This window comes from Haemophilus sp. CCUG 66565, from assembly GCF_001679495.1.
Classification (GTDB): domain Bacteria; phylum Pseudomonadota; class Gammaproteobacteria; order Enterobacterales; family Pasteurellaceae; genus Haemophilus; species Haemophilus haemolyticus_K.
This window is the reverse complement of sequence record NZ_LZOX01000013.1, coordinates 277,085-294,441: the sequence shown is the minus strand read 5'-3', so window position 1 is coordinate 294,441 and position 17,357 is coordinate 277,085. Positions and strand designations below refer to the sequence as shown.

The 17,357-nt window shown below is 35.5% G+C and carries 19 protein-coding genes and 1 pseudogene; 8 read left to right on the top strand and 12 right to left on the bottom strand.

Going from position 1 to position 17,357, the window contains the following annotated elements; translation table 11 throughout:
• Positions 1–4 precede the first annotated feature (4 nt).
• Positions 5–1,339, bottom strand: a complete 1,335-nt coding sequence (argG, locus tag A9501_RS05120) for an argininosuccinate synthase (RefSeq protein ID WP_065265165.1) — start codon at positions 1,337–1,339, stop codon at positions 5–7.
• Between the two features lie 272 nt (positions 1,340–1,611).
• On the opposite strand from argG, the gene A9501_RS05115 reads away from it, so the two are divergent.
• On the top strand, positions 1,612–2,118 hold the full coding sequence (locus A9501_RS05115; protein WP_065265164.1) for a hypothetical protein: 507 nt from the start codon (positions 1,612–1,614) through the stop codon (positions 2,116–2,118).
• 37 nt (positions 2,119–2,155) lie between these two features.
• Here the strand turns inward: A9501_RS05115 and A9501_RS05110 are convergent, their stop codons facing one another.
• The 4 genes from A9501_RS05110 to A9501_RS05095 are packed head-to-tail and all read right to left on the bottom strand — an operon-like array spanning position 2,156 to position 4,922.
• Complete coding sequence (locus A9501_RS05110) at positions 2,156–2,983, bottom strand: nucleotidyl transferase AbiEii/AbiGii toxin family protein (RefSeq protein WP_065265163.1); 828 nt, start codon at positions 2,981–2,983, stop codon at positions 2,156–2,158.
• Complete coding sequence (locus tag A9501_RS05105; RefSeq protein ID WP_065265162.1) at positions 2,956–3,420, bottom strand: hypothetical protein; 465 nt, start codon at positions 3,418–3,420, stop codon at positions 2,956–2,958. Before A9501_RS05105 ends, A9501_RS05110 begins: the two co-directional genes overlap by 28 nt.
• Before the next feature lie 18 nt (positions 3,421–3,438).
• Entirely contained in the window at positions 3,439–3,888 is a 450-nt protein-coding gene (locus tag A9501_RS05100; RefSeq protein ID WP_065265161.1) for a DNA repair protein, read from the bottom strand.
• Entirely contained in the window at positions 3,888–4,922 is a 1,035-nt protein-coding gene (locus A9501_RS05095; RefSeq protein WP_065265160.1) for an IS1595 family transposase, read from the bottom strand. Before A9501_RS05095 ends, A9501_RS05100 begins: the two co-directional genes overlap by 1 nt.
• 109 nt (positions 4,923–5,031) lie before the next feature.
• Between A9501_RS05095 and A9501_RS05090 the strand changes: the two genes are divergently transcribed.
• Positions 5,032–5,376, top strand: coding sequence for a helix-turn-helix domain-containing protein (locus A9501_RS05090; RefSeq protein WP_065265159.1), 345 nt, complete (start codon positions 5,032–5,034; stop codon positions 5,374–5,376).
• Positions 5,377–5,393: 17 nt separating this feature from the next.
• Positions 5,394–5,486 (top strand): annotated as a pseudogene (locus tag A9501_RS09545) (IS3 family transposase); the annotation flags it as partial.
• 140 nt (positions 5,487–5,626) lie between these two features.
• Here A9501_RS09545 and A9501_RS05085 read toward each other — a convergent pair.
• The 3 genes from A9501_RS05085 to A9501_RS05075 all read right to left on the bottom strand — a co-directional run bounded on the left by A9501_RS05085 (position 5,627) and on the right by A9501_RS05075 (position 8,524).
• A complete protein-coding gene (locus tag A9501_RS05085; RefSeq protein WP_065265158.1) occupies positions 5,627–6,715 on the bottom strand; it encodes a DUF4435 domain-containing protein in 1,089 nt (362 codons plus the stop codon).
• Complete coding sequence (locus A9501_RS05080) at positions 6,699–7,988, bottom strand: AAA family ATPase (protein ID WP_065265157.1); 1,290 nt, start codon at positions 7,986–7,988, stop codon at positions 6,699–6,701. The genes A9501_RS05085 and A9501_RS05080 overlap by 17 nt, the downstream gene beginning before the upstream one ends.
• A 131-nt stretch (positions 7,989–8,119) precedes the next feature.
• Positions 8,120–8,524: a helix-turn-helix domain-containing protein gene (locus A9501_RS05075; protein ID WP_065265156.1), complete on the bottom strand. Its 405-nt coding sequence runs from the start codon at positions 8,522–8,524 to the stop codon at positions 8,120–8,122.
• 173 nt (positions 8,525–8,697) lie between these two features.
• Between A9501_RS05075 and A9501_RS05070 the strand changes: the two genes are divergently transcribed.
• From A9501_RS05070 to A9501_RS05055, 4 genes are all read left to right on the top strand, one after another.
• Complete coding sequence (locus A9501_RS05070) at positions 8,698–8,895, top strand: hypothetical protein (protein WP_065265155.1); 198 nt, start codon at positions 8,698–8,700, stop codon at positions 8,893–8,895.
• A 2-nt stretch (positions 8,896–8,897) separates the two neighbouring features.
• Positions 8,898–9,848: a hypothetical protein gene (locus tag A9501_RS09540; RefSeq protein ID WP_083071903.1), complete on the top strand. Its 951-nt coding sequence runs from the start codon at positions 8,898–8,900 to the stop codon at positions 9,846–9,848.
• A 477-nt stretch (positions 9,849–10,325) separates the two neighbouring features.
• Entirely contained in the window at positions 10,326–10,511 is a 186-nt protein-coding gene (locus A9501_RS09620; protein ID WP_133253122.1) for a hypothetical protein, read from the top strand.
• A 379-nt stretch (positions 10,512–10,890) separates the two neighbouring features.
• Positions 10,891–12,021, top strand: coding sequence for an IS1595 family transposase (locus A9501_RS05055; RefSeq protein ID WP_065265153.1), 1,131 nt, complete (start codon positions 10,891–10,893; stop codon positions 12,019–12,021).
• 252 nt (positions 12,022–12,273) lie between these two features.
• On the opposite strand, the gene A9501_RS05050 is transcribed toward A9501_RS05055, so the two are convergent.
• The 4 genes from A9501_RS05050 to erpA all read right to left on the bottom strand — a co-directional run bounded on the left by A9501_RS05050 (position 12,274) and on the right by erpA (position 16,378).
• Complete coding sequence (locus tag A9501_RS05050; protein WP_005632612.1) at positions 12,274–13,146, bottom strand: phosphoribosylaminoimidazolesuccinocarboxamide synthase; 873 nt, start codon at positions 13,144–13,146, stop codon at positions 12,274–12,276.
• Between the two features lie 168 nt (positions 13,147–13,314).
• Positions 13,315–15,672 carry a penicillin-binding protein 1B gene (gene mrcB, locus A9501_RS05045; RefSeq protein ID WP_065265152.1) on the bottom strand — a complete coding sequence of 786 codons (2,358 nt, stop codon included), beginning with the start codon at positions 15,670–15,672 and terminating at the stop codon, positions 13,315–13,317.
• Positions 15,673–15,678: 6 nt separating this feature from the next.
• Positions 15,679–16,032, bottom strand: a complete 354-nt coding sequence (locus tag A9501_RS05040; RefSeq protein WP_065265151.1) for a YacL family protein — start codon at positions 16,030–16,032, stop codon at positions 15,679–15,681.
• 1 nt (position 16,033) lies between these two features.
• Positions 16,034–16,378 carry an iron-sulfur cluster insertion protein ErpA gene (gene erpA / locus A9501_RS05035; protein WP_005632606.1) on the bottom strand — a complete coding sequence of 115 codons (345 nt, stop codon included), beginning with the start codon at positions 16,376–16,378 and terminating at the stop codon, positions 16,034–16,036.
• A gap of 136 nt (positions 16,379–16,514) precedes the next feature.
• On the opposite strand from erpA, the gene map reads away from it, so the two are divergent.
• The gene (gene map, locus A9501_RS05030) at positions 16,515–17,321 is read left to right on the top strand and encodes a type I methionyl aminopeptidase (protein ID WP_065265150.1); all 807 of its coding nucleotides are present in this window, start codon (positions 16,515–16,517) and stop codon (positions 17,319–17,321) included.
• The last annotated feature ends 36 nt before the right edge of the window (positions 17,322–17,357 follow it).

Sequence of the window (17,357 nt, the reverse complement as noted above, 5' to 3'; positions counted from 1 at the left end):
TATCTTATTTCTTGCCTAATTGTGGCAATACTGAATCTTTAATTGCGCTTAATAAACCTGTTTGTGCATAGATGCCAAGTTTACCTCGGGTGTCAGATACATCTAAATTGCGCATTGTTAATTGACCGATACGATCAATTGGATCAAATGGTGCATCTTCCACTTTTTCCATACTTAAACGTTCTGCTTCGTAGGTTAAGTTTGGTGATTCAGTATTTAAGATAGTGAAGTCGTTACCACGACGAAGCTCAAGTGTTACCGTACCCGTAATTGCTTTTGCCACCCAACGTTGTGCCGTTTCACGCAGCATTAATGCTTGTGGATCAAACCAACGGCCTTGGTATAACAAACGGCCTAAACGGATACCATTAATACGATATTGTTCGATGGTATCTTCATTGTGAATACCAGTTACCAAACGTTCATAAGCAATATGCAATAATGCCATTCCTGGTGCTTCATAAATACCACGAGATTTTGCTTCAATTATGCGGTTTTCGATTTGGTCAGACATCCCTAAACCATGACGACCACCGATACGATTTGCTTCTAGAATAATATCAACTGCATTATCAAAACGTTTACCATTTAATGCGACAGGGACGCCTTCTTCAAATGTGACGGTTACTGTTTCTGGTTTAATTTCTACCTTCTCGTCCCAAAATGCGACACCCATAATTGGTTTAACAATTTTCATGCCTGTGCTTAATTGCTCTAAGTCTTTTGCTTCATGGGTTGCACCCAGCATATTGGAATCGGTCGAATAGGCTTTTTCAACGGACATCTTATAGTCAAAACCATGTTCGATAAGAAATTGAGACATTTCGAAACGACCGCCGAGTTCTTCAATAAACTGTGGATCTAACCAAGGTTTATAGATTTTTAAATTCGGGTTTGTTAATAAACCATAACGATAGAAACGTTCGATGTCATTCCCTTTGAATGTAGAACCATCGCCCCAAATATTCACATCGTCTTCTTTCATTGCCGCAACGAGCATTGTGCCGGTTACTGCACGACCAAGTGGAGTCGTATTGAAGTAAGGAATTCCGCCTGTAGAAATATGGAATGCACCGCATTGAATTGCAGCAATGCCTTCGTGAGCAAGCTGAGAGCGACAATCAATTAAGCGAGCATTTTCTGCACCATACGACATCGCTTTTTTCGGGATTGCGCTGTAATCATCTTCATCAGGTTGACCTAAATTGGCGGTGTATGCATAAGGCACAGCACCTTTTTGACGCATCCAAAGTAATGCTGCGCTGGTGTCTAATCCTCCAGAGAAAGCAATACCGACTTTTTGCCCTTCAGGTAAATGTTGTAGAATTGTATTTGACATATCTTTTCCTTGTTTATAATTTAGATTGAATAATTAATCATTTTATTTGAATAAAAAGTCATTTAAATATAACCGCACTTTTTATGTTTGTCTAGCCTTTTATGTATTTAGACTAAAAATCTTTAGTTGTCATCATGCATAAAAATCCCCGCTGTAAATAGCAGGGATTTTGATCTCTATTTTGCGGCATTATGTAGCAGTTGCACAAAGATTTAACCACTTGAAAATACTACAATCTCCATTGAACTTACAATTCAATGGAGATTTTTATTATGTCAGAAGCCTATCTAATTTCGCAAATGGTAAAGTTACTTGAGAAATGCCATAAAGAAAAAACGATTGTCTCTTATAGATTGAAAGAATTGGTTAATCAAGAGAAATTATTAGAAGCACAGATTAGCTCTTTTACAACATCTTTAGGATATATCGATCCCAATTTTGATTTTAACACGATTAAAAAGGATTATGATGCTGCAAAATTACTTCGTCAAAAACCATTCAATAAGAATTTATCGTATCTAATTTCAGAAGTATTTAAACAAAAGAATCAATGGCTAGATTTATATTTAATCACTTCTTATGCGATTAAAATAGATAAAGAGTTATTAACCACTCATTACCCTGAAGTAACAATACAGCATAAATGTGCTATCGGAAATGCACTGCGTAAGTTATATAAACAAGGAATCATTGAGCGACAAGAGAAGTACTTACATTATAAGATTAAGAAAAGAGGAATGTTTGATACATCAGAATGGCGGTTAAAATCGTTTGAATAGGGGGAAGGAATAGCGGTAGAAATACCGCTATTATCATTTAGAATTTCATTTTAAGCGAGGACGACACAACATTTTGTGGTGTTTCTTCTTTCTTATTTGTTGCTTCATCTAGCAATGCTTTAAATTGCTTTTGAGCATTAGGCGTTAATGCCTGCATAGCTGGGTGATTGTGCATTTGTTGCGTGAAATAAATCATTTCTGCCATTTCATTTAGCTCAAGTGCAATTTGTTCAACGTCCATAATCTTATTTAGTAATGGATCGGCTTCAATATCTTCCCGATATAAGCTCACTAATTTATCAGGATCTTGTGAAAAACCTTTTAAACGTGCAGCAAGTTCATCATCGAAATATTCAGCATAATGGCTTGCTAAGAAATGCAAATCAAATAAATCACGCCCTTTCGTTCGAATATTATCACCATCATAAGTGGCGTGCAGTTTGTTATCAATAATGCGTTCTACCGATGAAAAACGAATGCCATCTTTAACCGTAATTTGCTCATCTGATGCGGGTGTTCGGTAAGAAATTTCCATTTTTAGGGCATCTTTGACACCTGTATCACGGATATGATAATTCACAATATAACGGCTCACTGTATCTGTATCTTTTTTCACATTAATCTCATCAATGACAATACCGTGCGGAGCTGATGCTTTAATTTTATTGAGCAAATTTAACTTCTTACCAGAGTCAAAATCTAAATCTTCGGAAAAACGGTTTAAGCCGTAACCGAGATAAAGTGCTGTACCGCCCTTTAAAACCAAAGGCGTATCAGAAAGATTTTTTAGGATATTCACCATCAATTTTTCGTGATGTTTATCACGTTCCGTGAGCATTACATTATCGGGTTTTTGCGTTTCCATAATTGTAAATTTTCCCATTCTTGTTCAGTTAAGTGTGGTTCAATTTGATTCAGCAAATCATAAACTGACTGTTTATCTTCATCATTAGGAAACCAATCATCTAAAATAACACGTCCGATTGAGCCTGTTTGAAGTACAGCGGTATAGAGATAATCCACGCAAGCACGGGGGTGGTCGGCAAGCCAAACAGGATAATTTTTAGGGTAATATCCCATTTCATTTAATCGTTTAGTGCCATCAATTACGCCTAGATTTCCCAATAGATGATTAGTGTTTCTTTTTTGGTTTTCACCGTAAATGTAAAAATCTTGCGGATAAGCATCATCATTTAACGCTGCCGCACTATGCCAATCGCCCGTACCATTTGGACTATGCACGTTTAATGCCACAATACTACTGACATAGCGTTTAGAGTGTGTTTGAGGAATATACAGCATAAACTTTCCTTAAATTGATTATGTTTTAAGCTCATTATCTTTGAATTTCCATTTCACGTCCACCACATTAATTTCCAATCGTTCTACAACACCTTTATCAAGCCAATGCTTTAACGCAGCACGCATCGACACGGTATGTTGAGGGTGAATGATAGGTTCTTGACCGCACTTGATTAATACGCGTTTAATCAACTCATTCACGGTAAAATATCGGTCGGGTTCGGCTTTTAATTCTGCCAGTAATAATTGGCGGAGTTTCCCTTTAAATCGCCGTTTATAAGTACGATAAGAGTAAACCTCGGTATCGTATTCATTAGTCAAAGCTTCGGCTTCCATCACCTCTAAGGCATCTTGGAGCTTTTTGATTTTGCTATCAACCAATTCAAGGTGTTCTAATACTTGCTTTCGTTCACGCTGCAAGCGGTCGACTTTCGCCTGAATTTGACTAAGGTAGATTTTCTTTGCCATTACATCATGAGCCTTTCTGCTGGGCGGTGATTACCTTGCCAATAGCCTTGCCAGTCGGTTGCATTGTCGGTGGCAAGGCATTGCTCAAGCATACTGTTGAACAAGCTAAGGTTATCGACACGGCGATTATCTTCACGATAAGCACATTCATTGGCGTAATTATCGAGGTATTTATTGCTGATTTTATGGTGCGTGCCGATAATCATACGCTTAAAGCGACTGAAATAGCTTTCTGCAAGATTGTTAGTGATACCTTCATCGCTACGGTATTCTTTTTGATGGTTCACACGGCGTAAATCGTAGTGAATCATCAATTCGTCATAAGCCGAGTTTTCGTCTGCGTGAATACGACTGCCTGCCTTAATATAGCTTGTTGCCAGTTTATTCACGACTTGACTATTTTCCGATAAAATCGGAAAGGTTAAGGTTTTCTTTGCGCCCACTAAATACGGGTTTTCTGCGGTTTCTTCTTCGCTATAACGGCTTCGCATCACCAAAATTGACCGTTTATTAGGATTGGCATTTTCTTTCAACCGTCTGTCCACGCGTTCGTTTTTCTTATTTTTAGGACGTGGGGCAGAATGAACATAAGTGCCGTCTATGTGAATTTCACCCGAAAGCGGAAATAATTGTTTCTGAATTTGTAAACTTTCACGGATTTTGTGAGCAAGCGTAAAAGCCGTCTTATATTGCACGTTTAAATCACGAGAGAGTTGGCAAGCGGACAAGCCTTTGGCAGCATTAACGAATAAGGCAATGGCGTAAAGGTAGGTCTGAATAGACAGCTTACGGTTGGCAAAAATTGTGCCTGATGTCACGCTAAAGGTATGATGACAATGTTTACACCGCCATTGATTACGACTGGCAATGCGATAAGCAATATGTTGTACACTACATTTTGGACATACCACATTTTCCTCACTTCCCCAACGGATTTGGCATAGCAGCGAACGAGCTTCGGTATCAGATAGCTGTGCCATCTTGATAGGCGAAAACTTGCGAGACTTACTTAACAAGTGAAAATGAGATGCCATAATAATTTTGCTTTATTGACGATTTAACTCTAAAATATACCCGTTAGGGTAACTTTAACGCAGTAAATATTACCCTAAAGAACATAAAAAGTCAATATGGAATACCCGAATGAGTATAAGCGAAAGATTAAAACAAGTTATTGAAGATAAAAATTTGAATATCAAAGCATTCTCGGAAATCTCTGGCATTCCTTATCGTTCCATTCAAAACTATTTGCGTAATGAAAGAGAACCGAACGTAGAAGCTCTGATTAAGTTAAAAGAAGCAATGAACATTGACATTAACTGGTTGCTTACTGGTGAAGGAAAAATGTATCGCAACTTACCTAATGATGAATTAAAAGCAAAAGAACAAGCTCTTATCAACCATTACCGAATGATGTCGAATGATACGCAAACTGCGTTTGATGTGTCGTTTAAAACATTATCTGAAATGAAAAAAAACAGCGAGTAGTTTGCTTACCAAAGAGATTTTTCGGTCGATTAAAAATAGAATATTATTACGGCAAGCAATTTGAGACTTTCGAACAACTTGAGCAAACAATCCATGAGTATATTAATTTTGTTTGCTATACTTCTGAATAGGCGAATATTGGCAAGAAGGACTGTTTTTTGTTCATATTTCAAAAAAGTAGTTAAAGCCTTGTAATAAGGTTTTAACCACTTTTTTACCAACTATTTTGTCCTATATACCTTTGAAAATACTATAAAAGGGCTTTTTCTATTGAATCCCTAATTTTCTGGAATCCACTAGAATTATACATTGCCTCATTAGATATCAGAGCATCCATAAGATCTTTATATTTCTTATTTTTTGATTTAATATATAGACATTGGCTTCTATTAGATGGTTCTGATGAATCGCATTCACCACATGAAAAACGGCTTGTTACACAACCTTGAGAATGAATAAATTTGATGTACTCTAATGTGGCATAACAAAAATAAGATAGCAACCATTTTCCTTTAGTATAGTTTTTTATAACATAATTAATATCATTAATATTTGATATATTATACCTTCTTTCCCATCTTTTTTGTATGAAATTCCTTATATATCCAACCTTATTACGATTAGAGATATTTTCATACATACCATGCCTATTAGCCCCTAAAAATATATGAGTAACATCATCGCAGTCATAAGTTAGTTTAAATTTTTTAGCATCTCTACAACAATAATTCTTGTTAATAGCGACTGCATTCTTCTTATCTTTTTTTATTAAAATTTTTTTCCTTCCATTTTTAATAAATGGTCTATTGTTTTGCGTTTTTTTATGTCTATATTCTGAAATATAAGAATATAGAATAAATAGTGTTAGATTATATAGTTCAACGAGTTTATTTTTAATAAATTCTTCGAATGCTTCTTCAGTAAACAAATTATTCACCTGCTCTTGAGATAGATCAGTTACTAATTCTATAATCTTCTTAAATGCTAAGAAATTAAAGAAATAACTTTCTATCGAATAGCAATCTAATATAATTAAGCTATTATTCTTCAGATTCTTTCTAAAAATCGAGATAGGATGAAGATCTTTATCAATTATACCAAGGAAATATTTTTCAGAAGTATCAGGTATCTGTTCCATTATAGCTATTACAGATAGACAGCCTCCTACATAATTTTTATTAGGTATATCAATTTTATTGGGTGTTATTATCTTTATATTATCTTTATTCTTTATATAAGAATAAATCTTAGGATCTGATTTCCCTTCAACTATAAGATACTTTATCTTATTTCTTTCCATTTGAGATAAAGTAATATATTCATTAATACTTTTCTTCATTTTCAGAAATTTCTATTTTACATAAATAATTAATAACATGGCTATTGTCATGATTACTTGCTAATGTTGAGCTGTGTGATGCAACAATAATTTGTGAGTCGGATATTTTAGCTAAGAATGGGAGCAACTTCCTTTTCCAAGTCGCATGTAATGATGACTCTGGCTCATCAATAATAATAAAATCCTTCTTGTTTGAAATTAATATTATAGTAAGAAGCAAAAGAAATTGTCTTTCTCCACTAGATAATTTATCAATAGAATGAGATATGTTTTCTCCTATAACTATTTTCAACTCATCTTCTGTAATTATTAACTCCTTGTTAAGAATAGATGTTTGATTATCATTAAGGAATTCATTATAATATTCGATTAATGAGATTATTTTAGTGTTCGCTTCATAAGACTCTTTAATTAATCTAATAAATTCTATCAAAATAGATGTTGTTAATTTGTCATTATTAACATTTTTATCTAAATTATAACTTTTAATAAAAAGAATGTTGGTCAAATACTTATCTATTACTTTCCTATTTGGATAAATATATTTCTCTAGATCGTGATTATTTATTCGGGTAAAGTCGTCTGATTGTTCTGACTTATGATTTAATCTACTTAGCAGATGTGCTACAGCAGAATAAAGATTTTGTTTTATATACTCAACGTACTCCTTATGACTATTTTTTAAAATCCCAATTAAATCTCTTAAATCAAAATTTTCAACTAGAACATGTCTATGGTTAAAGATTCTATGCCTTTTAAATTCTGTTGTTCTAATAATCGTTCTTTTCTGTAAAAACGATGATAATTCTAATGCTAGATCTTTAGCTTGTTTTTCATTTAAATTTAAATTTGTTTTCTCATTAAAAAAGGGAAGGGAAGTTTGATTTGTAACATATCTATAGAAAAAATCATATAAATCAGCCAAAGGTATTCTATTAGTTTTTTCAGATGCTGAAGAATACCTAGAAATATTAAAATATATTGAACTTAATTGATTTTCACTACTCCATTCATATTTTAATGGTTCTACACGTTTAACAATTAGATTTCCGTTATCAAAAGTTAATTCAACTTTAGATACCTTATATTCTATTAAATAATTACTTTCTTCGTTTAATACATCATATAATATATTTAATATAGATGTTTTACCTATCCCATTTTCTCCATAAATAACAGATATACTATTATTAATATCAATAGAGATGTTTACATTTTGGTTTTTAAATGAATTTATTTTAATTTTTTTAAGATTTCCCATACCAAGCTTCATTTGATAATCTCCATTAATAGTGAATGATTTTGTTTTTTATTCTTGTTTATATAAAAATAAATTAATAATATTTATTTTATTTATAGATTAATTGCTTTCAAATATTAAAAAAAACATTGTTTTATACATCACTATTCAGGTTCTATTCTTTTTAGTAAATCTTTTAGAATCTTAATTTCAGTATCCTTTTGTTCAAGTAACTTATTCAATAACCCTTCTTTTTCTCTTGCATGAGACAGCTCTAGTTTCAATCGTTCAATCTCAATCAGCATTTGAGTCTCCCCACCACCTTGATAGACCGAACTTAGTGGCGATTCAATTTGGAAACAGATATTTTTACCATCAGACTGCATTAGCTCCACAACATCAATATCAAAAACTTGAGCAATTTGCTCCAGTTTATCTAGATATAGTTTTGTTTCGCCGCGTTCAATTTTGGCATAGCCATTTAATGACATATTCAGTTTTTCAGCCATTTGCTCTTGCGACCATGCTTTAGATTCCCTGACTTTTCGGATTTTTTCGTTCACACTCATCGTATCACCCACTATTAGGTTAGCTTACCCACAACGAGGGAAGGTAATAGATACTACCTGTTGCTAGTTAATTTATAAGTCAAATTCTATCATAAAACAACTAAATTACACACGCACAAAACCATATCTTCACTCAAATTTAACCTATCAAATTAGGCATTTAAGGACAAATTATGAAAGAAATCATCTACTTTTATCTTATCGTTGGCTGTTACGTTGCTCACCGTAAAACCGCTGGGCTTGACGTTCATTCTCCCGACTTTCTCAAAACTTACTTAAAGATAGTATGTACATATCCGAAAGACCTGTTTGCAAAATTTAGTAAGAAACAACAGGAAAAAAGCGACAAACCTCAACAAACAGGAGAATAATCATGAATTTTAACAAATTTGGAAAATTCATTTTCCCTACTGTTGCCACGCTTTGCACGTTAGATGTTTTATCGTCGGTATATGACGATATGTCCTATTATGATCTTTCTTATCGAGAATCAGGAAATTTAGATGAAGCTGAATTTCCTCATACTGTAAAAAACATGTGTCGCTCAGATGTGAAAATGATTTCTGCTAAGGGCATGCTATATCGTCATGAATATATGGATTATTTTGTTGAAAATAAGATAGATCTGAGAAATAGCGAGTATTTTCCTAGATATGATTGTAACAATGATGATTCATTAAAGCGTAAACAGGCAGAAGCCACAGAGTATTTAGAGAAAAATTTTGAATCATTACAGAATGATTATAAGGATCACCTTGATAAGGCTAAAAAATATCTACTTTCCGAGAGTTCCTATGAAATTAAAAATGCTAATGGTCCAAATATTGAATATGAACACGCCCTTTATAAAGATAAAGGAAGAGTTAAATTAGATTTAGAAAATTTAGTTTCCTCTTTTAGTATTGAAGAAGCAAGTGGAAAACCTTTTGACCAATTGGTGTTTTATATAGAACCATCTCAGAAACAAATAGATTTAATTTCTAAGTTAAAGGATTGGTCAGAACAAGCATCTTATAGGGTAAAAATGAATCTAAAATTAGGTAGTCTGAAAGACTTTATGCGTCATGGTTGCAATGCAGACACTAAAACTTACAGAGGTTCTTTGGGTTTACTTAATGGAACGGTGGTCAGTTCTGATTCTGCATGTATAGCGACAAAGTTAGTTGATGGTGAAATTAATATTATAAAATATGATAGTATTAAAGAAGAATATCAAGATGAGTTCACTAATGATTCGACTACTCCGTATGCGCGCGTCTCTTCTCCAGATGATGAAAAATTACGTTGGAAATTAGTGGCTTCTATACCAATAAAATGGGAATAAGAAACCGCTAATAATTTTATATTATAGTTTAGGCAACCTAGTAATGGTTGCTTTTTATTGAAACAATATTCTATCTGATCTAATCTGATATTGTATGTGTAAGCTGTTTACCTAATCCATTACAGATTACTAGAAAATCACCTTGCGATGTTATAAATAACATATCCTATTAAAAGGAACTCACTATGTTAAAGTTTATTATTGTTAATCTGTTTAAAATTATCTATCCATTTATTAGTAGAAAATTCAATTTTTCACCTAAAGTAGATAATCTTGTAAATACGGTATTTAAGACTAATTATTGCAATAGTAGTGATTCTATTCAATATGAACACATCAACAGAAATCAGAGATGGGTTATATCTGATTGGTGCTATCATTATTGGTCTTTATCTATTTTATATGTCAAAAAGGAAACAGTACCAATGTCAATATTGCTTCATTACAAGCAAATTATCTGAATATGAGAAACTTGATATGCAGCATACAGGTACACACCAAACAAGCACAACTCAATTGCGTTATTTAGGTCAAGATCAGTTTTCTCATTACTACACAACAGATGTACATAATAAAACCACAAATTTTTATGACAGAAAATCTAAATGTCCTTGTTGTGGCTATGAACAGGTTATCAAGGTTCAACGAACAACTAGAACCTGATTATTCATACTTGTAAATCAACCCCGAAGGGGGGGTTACTTGACGAATCCATCATTTAGGATTACATTCAAATCTCATTCTTTAGGAAAAAATTCCCACCAAGAATGACTACAATTTGCCAACGAACCACTATTTAATTAAGCCTAACATTTCCTTATTGGAAGTAAGATGAACCAATAGGCGTAGAACCTTGCATTTATATCAAGATTCTATTTTAAGTTTGTCGCCATTTTTATTTAAAAATCCACGGATTTCTTTGTGGTGTTACGGTATTCGAGACATAAACGCTTTGAGTCGACTTGAATTTTCAAGTGGGCGATTTTTTATGTCTAGCGTTTAGCAAATCTCGAATGCCTTGTACTACACAAGGAAATTCACAATGGCTCAACATCACCTATTGGCAAGTAAATCCAAAAATATCGGACTAAAAGATATTTTCCGTTTAACCGAAAGCGAAGCCTTTCACCTGCTCAAAGTAAAACGCTGGGGCAATCCTGATAACATTCGTGATGTCTGCTGTCCGCATTGCGGCATTCGCCACCACGCCTATTTTCTCGAATCTCGCAAACGCTGGTGTTGCAAACATTGCCAACGTTATTTTTATATTACCACCAACACGATTTTTGCTTTTCACAAGCTCCCTTTGGTTGATATTCTTGCCGCTACATTACTGATGGTAAACAGCTCAAAAGGCATTAGTGCCATTGATATTAGTCGCCACCTCAACATCAATTACAAAACCGCTTTCGTACTTTGTCATAAGTTGCGTGAAGCTCTGTTTAAAACGCGTGATTTACGCCCGATGAAAGGTGAGATTCACGAAGATGGGGCGTGGATTAATTTTACCCTACGCAAGCCAAACTACCGCAAAAACAACTACAAACAACGCCAACATGAAAAAGGACGGAGATTTCCCAAATTCCGCCCGACTAAACGCTGTATTATCAGCTTGAACCAACGCTCCGCCAACGATGAACAAATGTGGGGTTCAAATCGCACCATTGTCGCGATGGATTACACCGAAAGTGCCAACACCGTATTCGCCTTAAATCAACGTTTTGTCACCGCAGGCAGTGATATTATGTGCGATGAAAATCCAGCCTATCACAACCTCGATTTCCATTACACGCGTTGGTCGGTCAATCATCAAGAAGCCTTTAGTGCCAAAGGCATAAACAACAACCTTGCGGAATCCTTTAACGCACGTTTTCGTGATTTACATCGTGGCGTACATCACAAAACCGATAATAAATATGCCCTGCATTACGCCAATCAAGCGGCATTTATGTCGGATAATCGTAGAAAATCCAATGGTGAATTATTTTCTGATGTACTTCAACGCTGTTTATGGGTATTACCACTCAAAGAATGGGTCGGTTATTGGCAAGGGAATCACCGTCAAGGTGAGTTAATTGGCATGCAAGCCTTTGCGCCCGAAGAAATTTCACAAAATTACTTCAAGCGATTAGAAGAACAGATGAAGTATGATGAAATGCTGTTGGCTGCATAACTTGTAACTGACTTAGATATATTTCATCAGATTTAAATAGAAAGAGATAATTAGCTTACCAAAATCGCGGTCGAGCGGATTAGCTACGCTCAAATCAGCGGAAAATGGAAAATTTGCGTGAAAAATGATGATGTTGTTAGTAAAATTTCAGAAAAAATAAATGCCTTTCGCGAGATCATCTCGGAAAGGCATTTAATTTGGAATACGGTTTTAGTCAATTTTCGGACTTTGTGCAACTGCTACATAATGCCGCTATTTTGTTAATAAATCCAGCGCTTCCTGATATTTATCAACAGTTTTCTGAATAATATTTTCTGGTACTTTCGGTGCAGGCGCTTGTTTATTCCAGCCGCTATTTTCTAACCAATCGCGTACAAATTGTTTATCGAATGAGGGAGGATTAATCCCTTCTTGATAAGTATCGATAGACCAAAAACGGCTAGAGTCAGGTGTTAATACTTCATCCATTAAGGTGAGCGTACCATTTTCATCTAAACCAAATTCAAATTTTGTATCGCAAATAATAATGCCTTTAGTCAGTGCATATTCTGCAGCTGCAGTATAAAGTGCGATAGCTTTTTCTTTTACTTGTGCGGCTAAATCAGCCCCGATGAGTTTTTCACATTCAGCATAGCTGATATTTATATCGTGATTGCCTACGGCTTCTTTACTTGATGGGGTGAAAATAGGTTCTGGTAATTTACTGGCTTCAACTAAGCCTTCAGGTAATTTTAATCCGCAGATGGTTCCAGTTTGTTTGTAATCTTTTAAACCACTGCCAGTTAAATAGCCACGTACGATAGATTCAATTTTAATGGGATTCAAACGTTTACACACTACAGCTCGATCTTTGATTAAATCGGCTTCTTCTTTTGGCAACACATCATAAACACTCTCGCCAGTGAAATGATTCGGCATAATGTGAGCAAGTTTGTTAAACCAAAAATTGGAAATTTGGGTCAGGATTTCACCTTTTCGTGGAATGGGATCATCTAAAATAACATCAAACGCAGATAAGCGGTCAGAAGCAACCATTAGCATGCGTTTATCATCGATTTCATAGAGATCACGTACTTTACCTGAATAGATTTTTTTTAGACTTAGAGTAGGGAGTTGTTGTGTCATCGTTTTGCACCTGTATGAAAGTAAAAACTGGCGCGTATTGTACCGCACTTTTAAAGCAAACGTTTGCTATTTTTTTAAAGAAATAAAAAAATCCCCTGAAATTTCAGGGGATGTGTAGTTTTTTCGCTTCAAAATATTTGCTTACTATTAGAAATATACCGCGATTAATTATTGTGCGGGTGGATTTGGGTTATCCAATACATCCCAGACGCTTTCTTGTCGAGGAGCAATTTCTGTTTCAGCTGGTGGAGTAGCTGGCGATGTAGAAGCATTTGATGTGCCTCCGCAGAAATTTTGTCCATTATTCACCCAAACTGGGATCACTCGATTGCTGTCACAATCCCAGCTGCCATGTTGGGTAATACCAACCCATTTCATATTCGCTGGTTTATTTAGCTTCAATTTTTCAATATAAGTATGGCTTAAATAATCTTTATAAATCTGTAATGCACCCGATGCGCCAGTAAGTTTTGTTTCGCCATTATCATCTCGACCAAGCCAAACTGTGCTGATATTTTTTCCATCGATCCCCACAAACCAAGTATCACGTGCATCATTTGTTGTCCCTGTTTTACCAGCTAAACGTAAATCCGCATAATCATTTTGCAAGCTACGAGCTGTACCACGTTCAACAGTTTGTTGCATCGCAAATAACGTTTGGAATGCGGCTTCTTGTGGTACCACTTGTTTTGCGGTTTTATCATGTTGATAAATGATATTTCCTTGACGATCCGTAATGGTATCGACGGTCGTGAGGTCAATTCGGCCACCTTGATTCGCAATAGTTTGATAAAGTTTCGTTACATCATAAGGTGAGATGGTATAAGCCCCGAGTAACATAGCGGGCACTTTTGGAATTTCCACATTATCCCATCCCATCGCTTTTTGTGTATCAATGACTTTGCTCAAGCCGACTTTCATCCCAATATTAACAGTCGGAATATTTAAAGAACGCGCTAAGGCATCCATTAACATCACCGAACCGCTATATTTTTTGTCATAGTTGCGCGGCTGCCACGGCGGGCTACCTTTAACATTAATCGTAATTGGCTGGTTATTAATTGGGGTATTTAAACGGAACTGTTCTGGATTAGAAAGTGCGGTTAAATAAATAGAAGGTTTTACTAAAGAACCAATCTGACGTTTTGCCATTAATGCTCGGTTAAAGCCAGCGTATTGCGTTTGCAAACCGCCCACTACCGCACGAATTTCACCCACGCGGTAATCCGCAACAATCATGGCGCCTTCTAAATATGGGTTTTTCGTTTTCAGTTGTAGTTGTGAAACTGTATTCACCACTGCATTTTCTGCTTGGGCTTGTTGTTTTAAATCCATTGTGGTGAAAATCCGTGCGCCAAGTAAACTGGATATTTTATGTTCGCCTAGTTCACGACGTAAATCAGCCTGTAAAGTTTGAATAAATGACGGATATTTACGGGATATTTGTCCTTTTTGTTGAACACCTAAAGGTCGTTGGCTTAATAATTGGTAAAGTTCATCGCCGATCATTTTATGTTCAAGCATGAGCTTTAAAACAATATTACGACGCTCTAAGGCATTCTGAGGATTACGCCAAGGATTATAAAGTGAAGGACCTTTGACCATCCCGACTAAAAGTGCAATTTGATCTAAGCTGATTTCACGAATTGAACGACCAAAATAGAATTGGCTAGCTAATTCAAAACCGTGAATTTGCGTATCGCCATTTTGTCCGAGATAAATTTCATTGAGATAGGTTTCGAGAATGCGGTTTTTATCATAACGCCAATCTAACACCAATGACATCAAGGCTTCGTTCGCTTTACGGGTAATCGTACGTTCGCTTGATAAAAATAAATTTTTTACGAGTTGTTGAGTGAGCGTACTACCACCTTGTACCGTTTGCCCCGCACGGATATTGGTAATTAATGCTCGTATAATCCCCACTGGGTTTATACCATGATGATCATAAAAACGGCGATCTTCCGTTAAAATTAAGGCGTCAATCAATAAGCGCGGGTAATTTTGTAAAGGAATTGCAAGGCGATCTTCATTATCAGATTCCAACATTGCAATCAATTTTGGTGCAAGGCGAAATTCATCGATTGCTTTTACGGAAACGAGATCTTCAATTCGATTGAGTTTGTTATCGACAAAACGTAAACGTAAAACTCGTTGTGGTTCTGGTTTATCAGGGAAAGGGAACGCGCGGCGAAGAACCACAATGGTATCATCTTCTAATTTGAAATCGCCTGGTGCGGCTACCATGGTCGTTTGGCGATATTCGTTATCTAATAAAATTTGAATCACTTCATCGAAAGCGAGATTATCTGAAATTTTCACACTTTCAATGCGGCTATACACTTCAGCGGGCAAACGCCAAATTTGCCCGTCCATTTTTGAACGGATTTGCCAATCTAAATATCCGCCATAAAATACAGTTAATACCGCACCAGTAAACGCTACTTTTAATAGAAAACTTTTGAAAGAACGGCGTTTTTTAGGTGTTTTTTCTTCGGGATTTTTTTGAACGTTTTCGGTGGTCATAGTCGGTTAAGAGATAAAATCAACGTAAGCTTCGAGGAAATGGATAAAATCTTTCGTGCCACAAAAAGCAATGCTTTCTTCATCATAATAATGAAAATCGTCTTCCAGAATTTCATCGGTTTCAATGGCGAGATTATTCGCTCGTACCATTATTTCATCAGCATCTAAAAACAATGTATATTCTGCGCCGATTAAGATCTTTTCTTGATTTTCAGAGAGAGATTGCGCAGTAGAAAGTGCGGTCAAAATCGCCTTTGGATTTGACCGCACTTCAGTATTGAACCAGTTAGCAAGAGCAATGTGTTCCATCGAATATTTTACGGATACATTGCCTTGATAATGTGTAAATTGAAAATCCATCTTAGATACTAAAGGATGAACCACAGCCACAAGTGCTGGTAGCATTTGGATTATTTACAGTAAAGCGTGAACCTTCTAAACCTTCTGTGTAATCGACGGTACCACCGATTAAATACTGTAAACTCATTGGGTCAATCACAAGTTGAACCCCTGATTTTTCAATCGTTAAATCGCCTTCATTTACTTTTTCATCAAAAGTAAAACCATATTGGAAACCGCTACAGCCACCACCCGTGATATACACGCGTAATTTTAAATTAGTATTTTCTTCTTCGCTGATTAAACTTTTTACTTTATTCGCTGCTGCATCAGTAAATGTCAATGGTACTGCAATGTTATCTGTCATAATTATTTCCCGCTTCCCGAAAATTTGAATTCCGTTATTATCTAATAACCATTTACTCCATTCAAGTGTAATCCAGTTTTTTCCTAGAAATCGTGCTATAATCTGGCAAAAATTTTTTCAAAAAAGGTGAAATAAAATGGCTATTCCAATTAGAACAGAAAAAGAAATTGTAAAATTACGTGAGGCCTGCAAATTGGCTTCGGATGTGCTGGTGATGATTGAACCTTACGTAAAAGCAGGTGTAACTACAGGCGAACTTGATCGAATTTGCCATGAATATATGGTGAATGAACAAAAGGTTATCCCTGCGTGTTTGAATTATCATGGTTTCCCAAAGGCTACCTGTATTTCCATTAACGAAGTCGTCTGTCACGGTATTCCAAGTGACGATAAAGTACTTAAAAACGGCGATATTGTGAATATTGATGTCACGGTGATTAAAGACGGTTATTTTGGTGATAACTCAAAAATGTATATCGTGGGCGGAGAAACGAATATTCGTAGTAAAAAATTAGTGGAAGCGGCACAAGAAGCCCTATACGTGGGATTGCGCACAGTAAAACCAGGTATTCGTTTAAATGAAGTAGGTAAAGCTGTGCAAAAATATACTGAAAGCCAAACTTTCAGTGTTGTGCGTGAATATTGCGGACATGGTGTCGGTACGGAATTTCACTGCGAACCTCAAGTGTTGCATTATTACGCAGATGATGGTGGTGTGATTTTAAAACCAGGCATGGTGTTCACGATTGAGCCAATGATTAACGCGGGTAAAAAAGAAGTGCGTGTTATGGGAGATGGTTGGACAGTAAAAACCAAAGATCGTAGCCATTCAGCACAATATGAACATCAACTTGTTGTCACGGAAACTGGTTGTGAAGTGATGACTATTCGTGATGAAGAAATTGCAGATGGTCGAATTTCACGGATTATGGTGAATGTGTAATTGACATAAAATTATAAGATAAGGGCGTAGATATAC

What these genes read in the sequence shown, in the direction of transcription:
- A9501_RS05070 (WP_065265155.1), top strand. Translation starts at nt 8,698, where the DNA reads ATGAAAGAAATCATCTACTTTTATCTTATCGTTGGCTGTTACGTTGCT.
- erpA (WP_005632606.1), bottom strand. Translation starts at nt 16,378, where the DNA reads ATGACAGATAACATTGCAGTACCATTGACATTTACTGATGCAGCAGCG.
- A9501_RS05095 (WP_065265160.1), bottom strand. Translation starts at nt 4,922, where the DNA reads ATGGCATCTCATTTTCACTTGTTAAGTAAGTCTCGCAAGTTTTCGCCT.
- A9501_RS05050 (WP_005632612.1), bottom strand. Translation starts at nt 13,146, where the DNA reads ATGACACAACAACTCCCTACTCTAAGTCTAAAAAAAATCTATTCAGGT.
- map (WP_065265150.1), top strand. Translation starts at nt 16,515, where the DNA reads ATGGCTATTCCAATTAGAACAGAAAAAGAAATTGTAAAATTACGTGAG.
- A9501_RS05105 (WP_065265162.1), bottom strand. Translation starts at nt 3,420, where the DNA reads ATGCTGTATATTCCTCAAACACACTCTAAACGCTATGTCAGTAGTATT.
- A9501_RS05110 (WP_065265163.1), bottom strand. Translation starts at nt 2,983, where the DNA reads ATGGAAACGCAAAAACCCGATAATGTAATGCTCACGGAACGTGATAAA.
- A9501_RS09540 (WP_083071903.1), top strand. Translation starts at nt 8,898, where the DNA reads ATGAATTTTAACAAATTTGGAAAATTCATTTTCCCTACTGTTGCCACG.
- A9501_RS05085 (WP_065265158.1), bottom strand. Translation starts at nt 6,715, where the DNA reads ATGAAGAAAAGTATTAATGAATATATTACTTTATCTCAAATGGAAAGA.
- A9501_RS05080 (WP_065265157.1), bottom strand. Translation starts at nt 7,988, where the DNA reads ATGAAGCTTGGTATGGGAAATCTTAAAAAAATTAAAATAAATTCATTT.
- A9501_RS05040 (WP_065265151.1), bottom strand. Translation starts at nt 16,032, where the DNA reads ATGGATTTTCAATTTACACATTATCAAGGCAATGTATCCGTAAAATAT.
- A9501_RS05055 (WP_065265153.1), top strand. Translation starts at nt 10,891, where the DNA reads ATGGCTCAACATCACCTATTGGCAAGTAAATCCAAAAATATCGGACTA.
- argG (WP_065265165.1), bottom strand. Translation starts at nt 1,339, where the DNA reads ATGTCAAATACAATTCTACAACATTTACCTGAAGGGCAAAAAGTCGGT.
- A9501_RS05100 (WP_065265161.1), bottom strand. Translation starts at nt 3,888, where the DNA reads ATGGCAAAGAAAATCTACCTTAGTCAAATTCAGGCGAAAGTCGACCGC.
- A9501_RS05115 (WP_065265164.1), top strand. Translation starts at nt 1,612, where the DNA reads ATGTCAGAAGCCTATCTAATTTCGCAAATGGTAAAGTTACTTGAGAAA.
- A9501_RS05075 (WP_065265156.1), bottom strand. Translation starts at nt 8,524, where the DNA reads ATGAGTGTGAACGAAAAAATCCGAAAAGTCAGGGAATCTAAAGCATGG.
- A9501_RS05090 (WP_065265159.1), top strand. Translation starts at nt 5,032, where the DNA reads ATGAGTATAAGCGAAAGATTAAAACAAGTTATTGAAGATAAAAATTTG.
- A9501_RS09620 (WP_133253122.1), top strand. Translation starts at nt 10,326, where the DNA reads ATGCAGCATACAGGTACACACCAAACAAGCACAACTCAATTGCGTTAT.
- mrcB (WP_065265152.1), bottom strand. Translation starts at nt 15,672, where the DNA reads ATGACCACCGAAAACGTTCAAAAAAATCCCGAAGAAAAAACACCTAAA.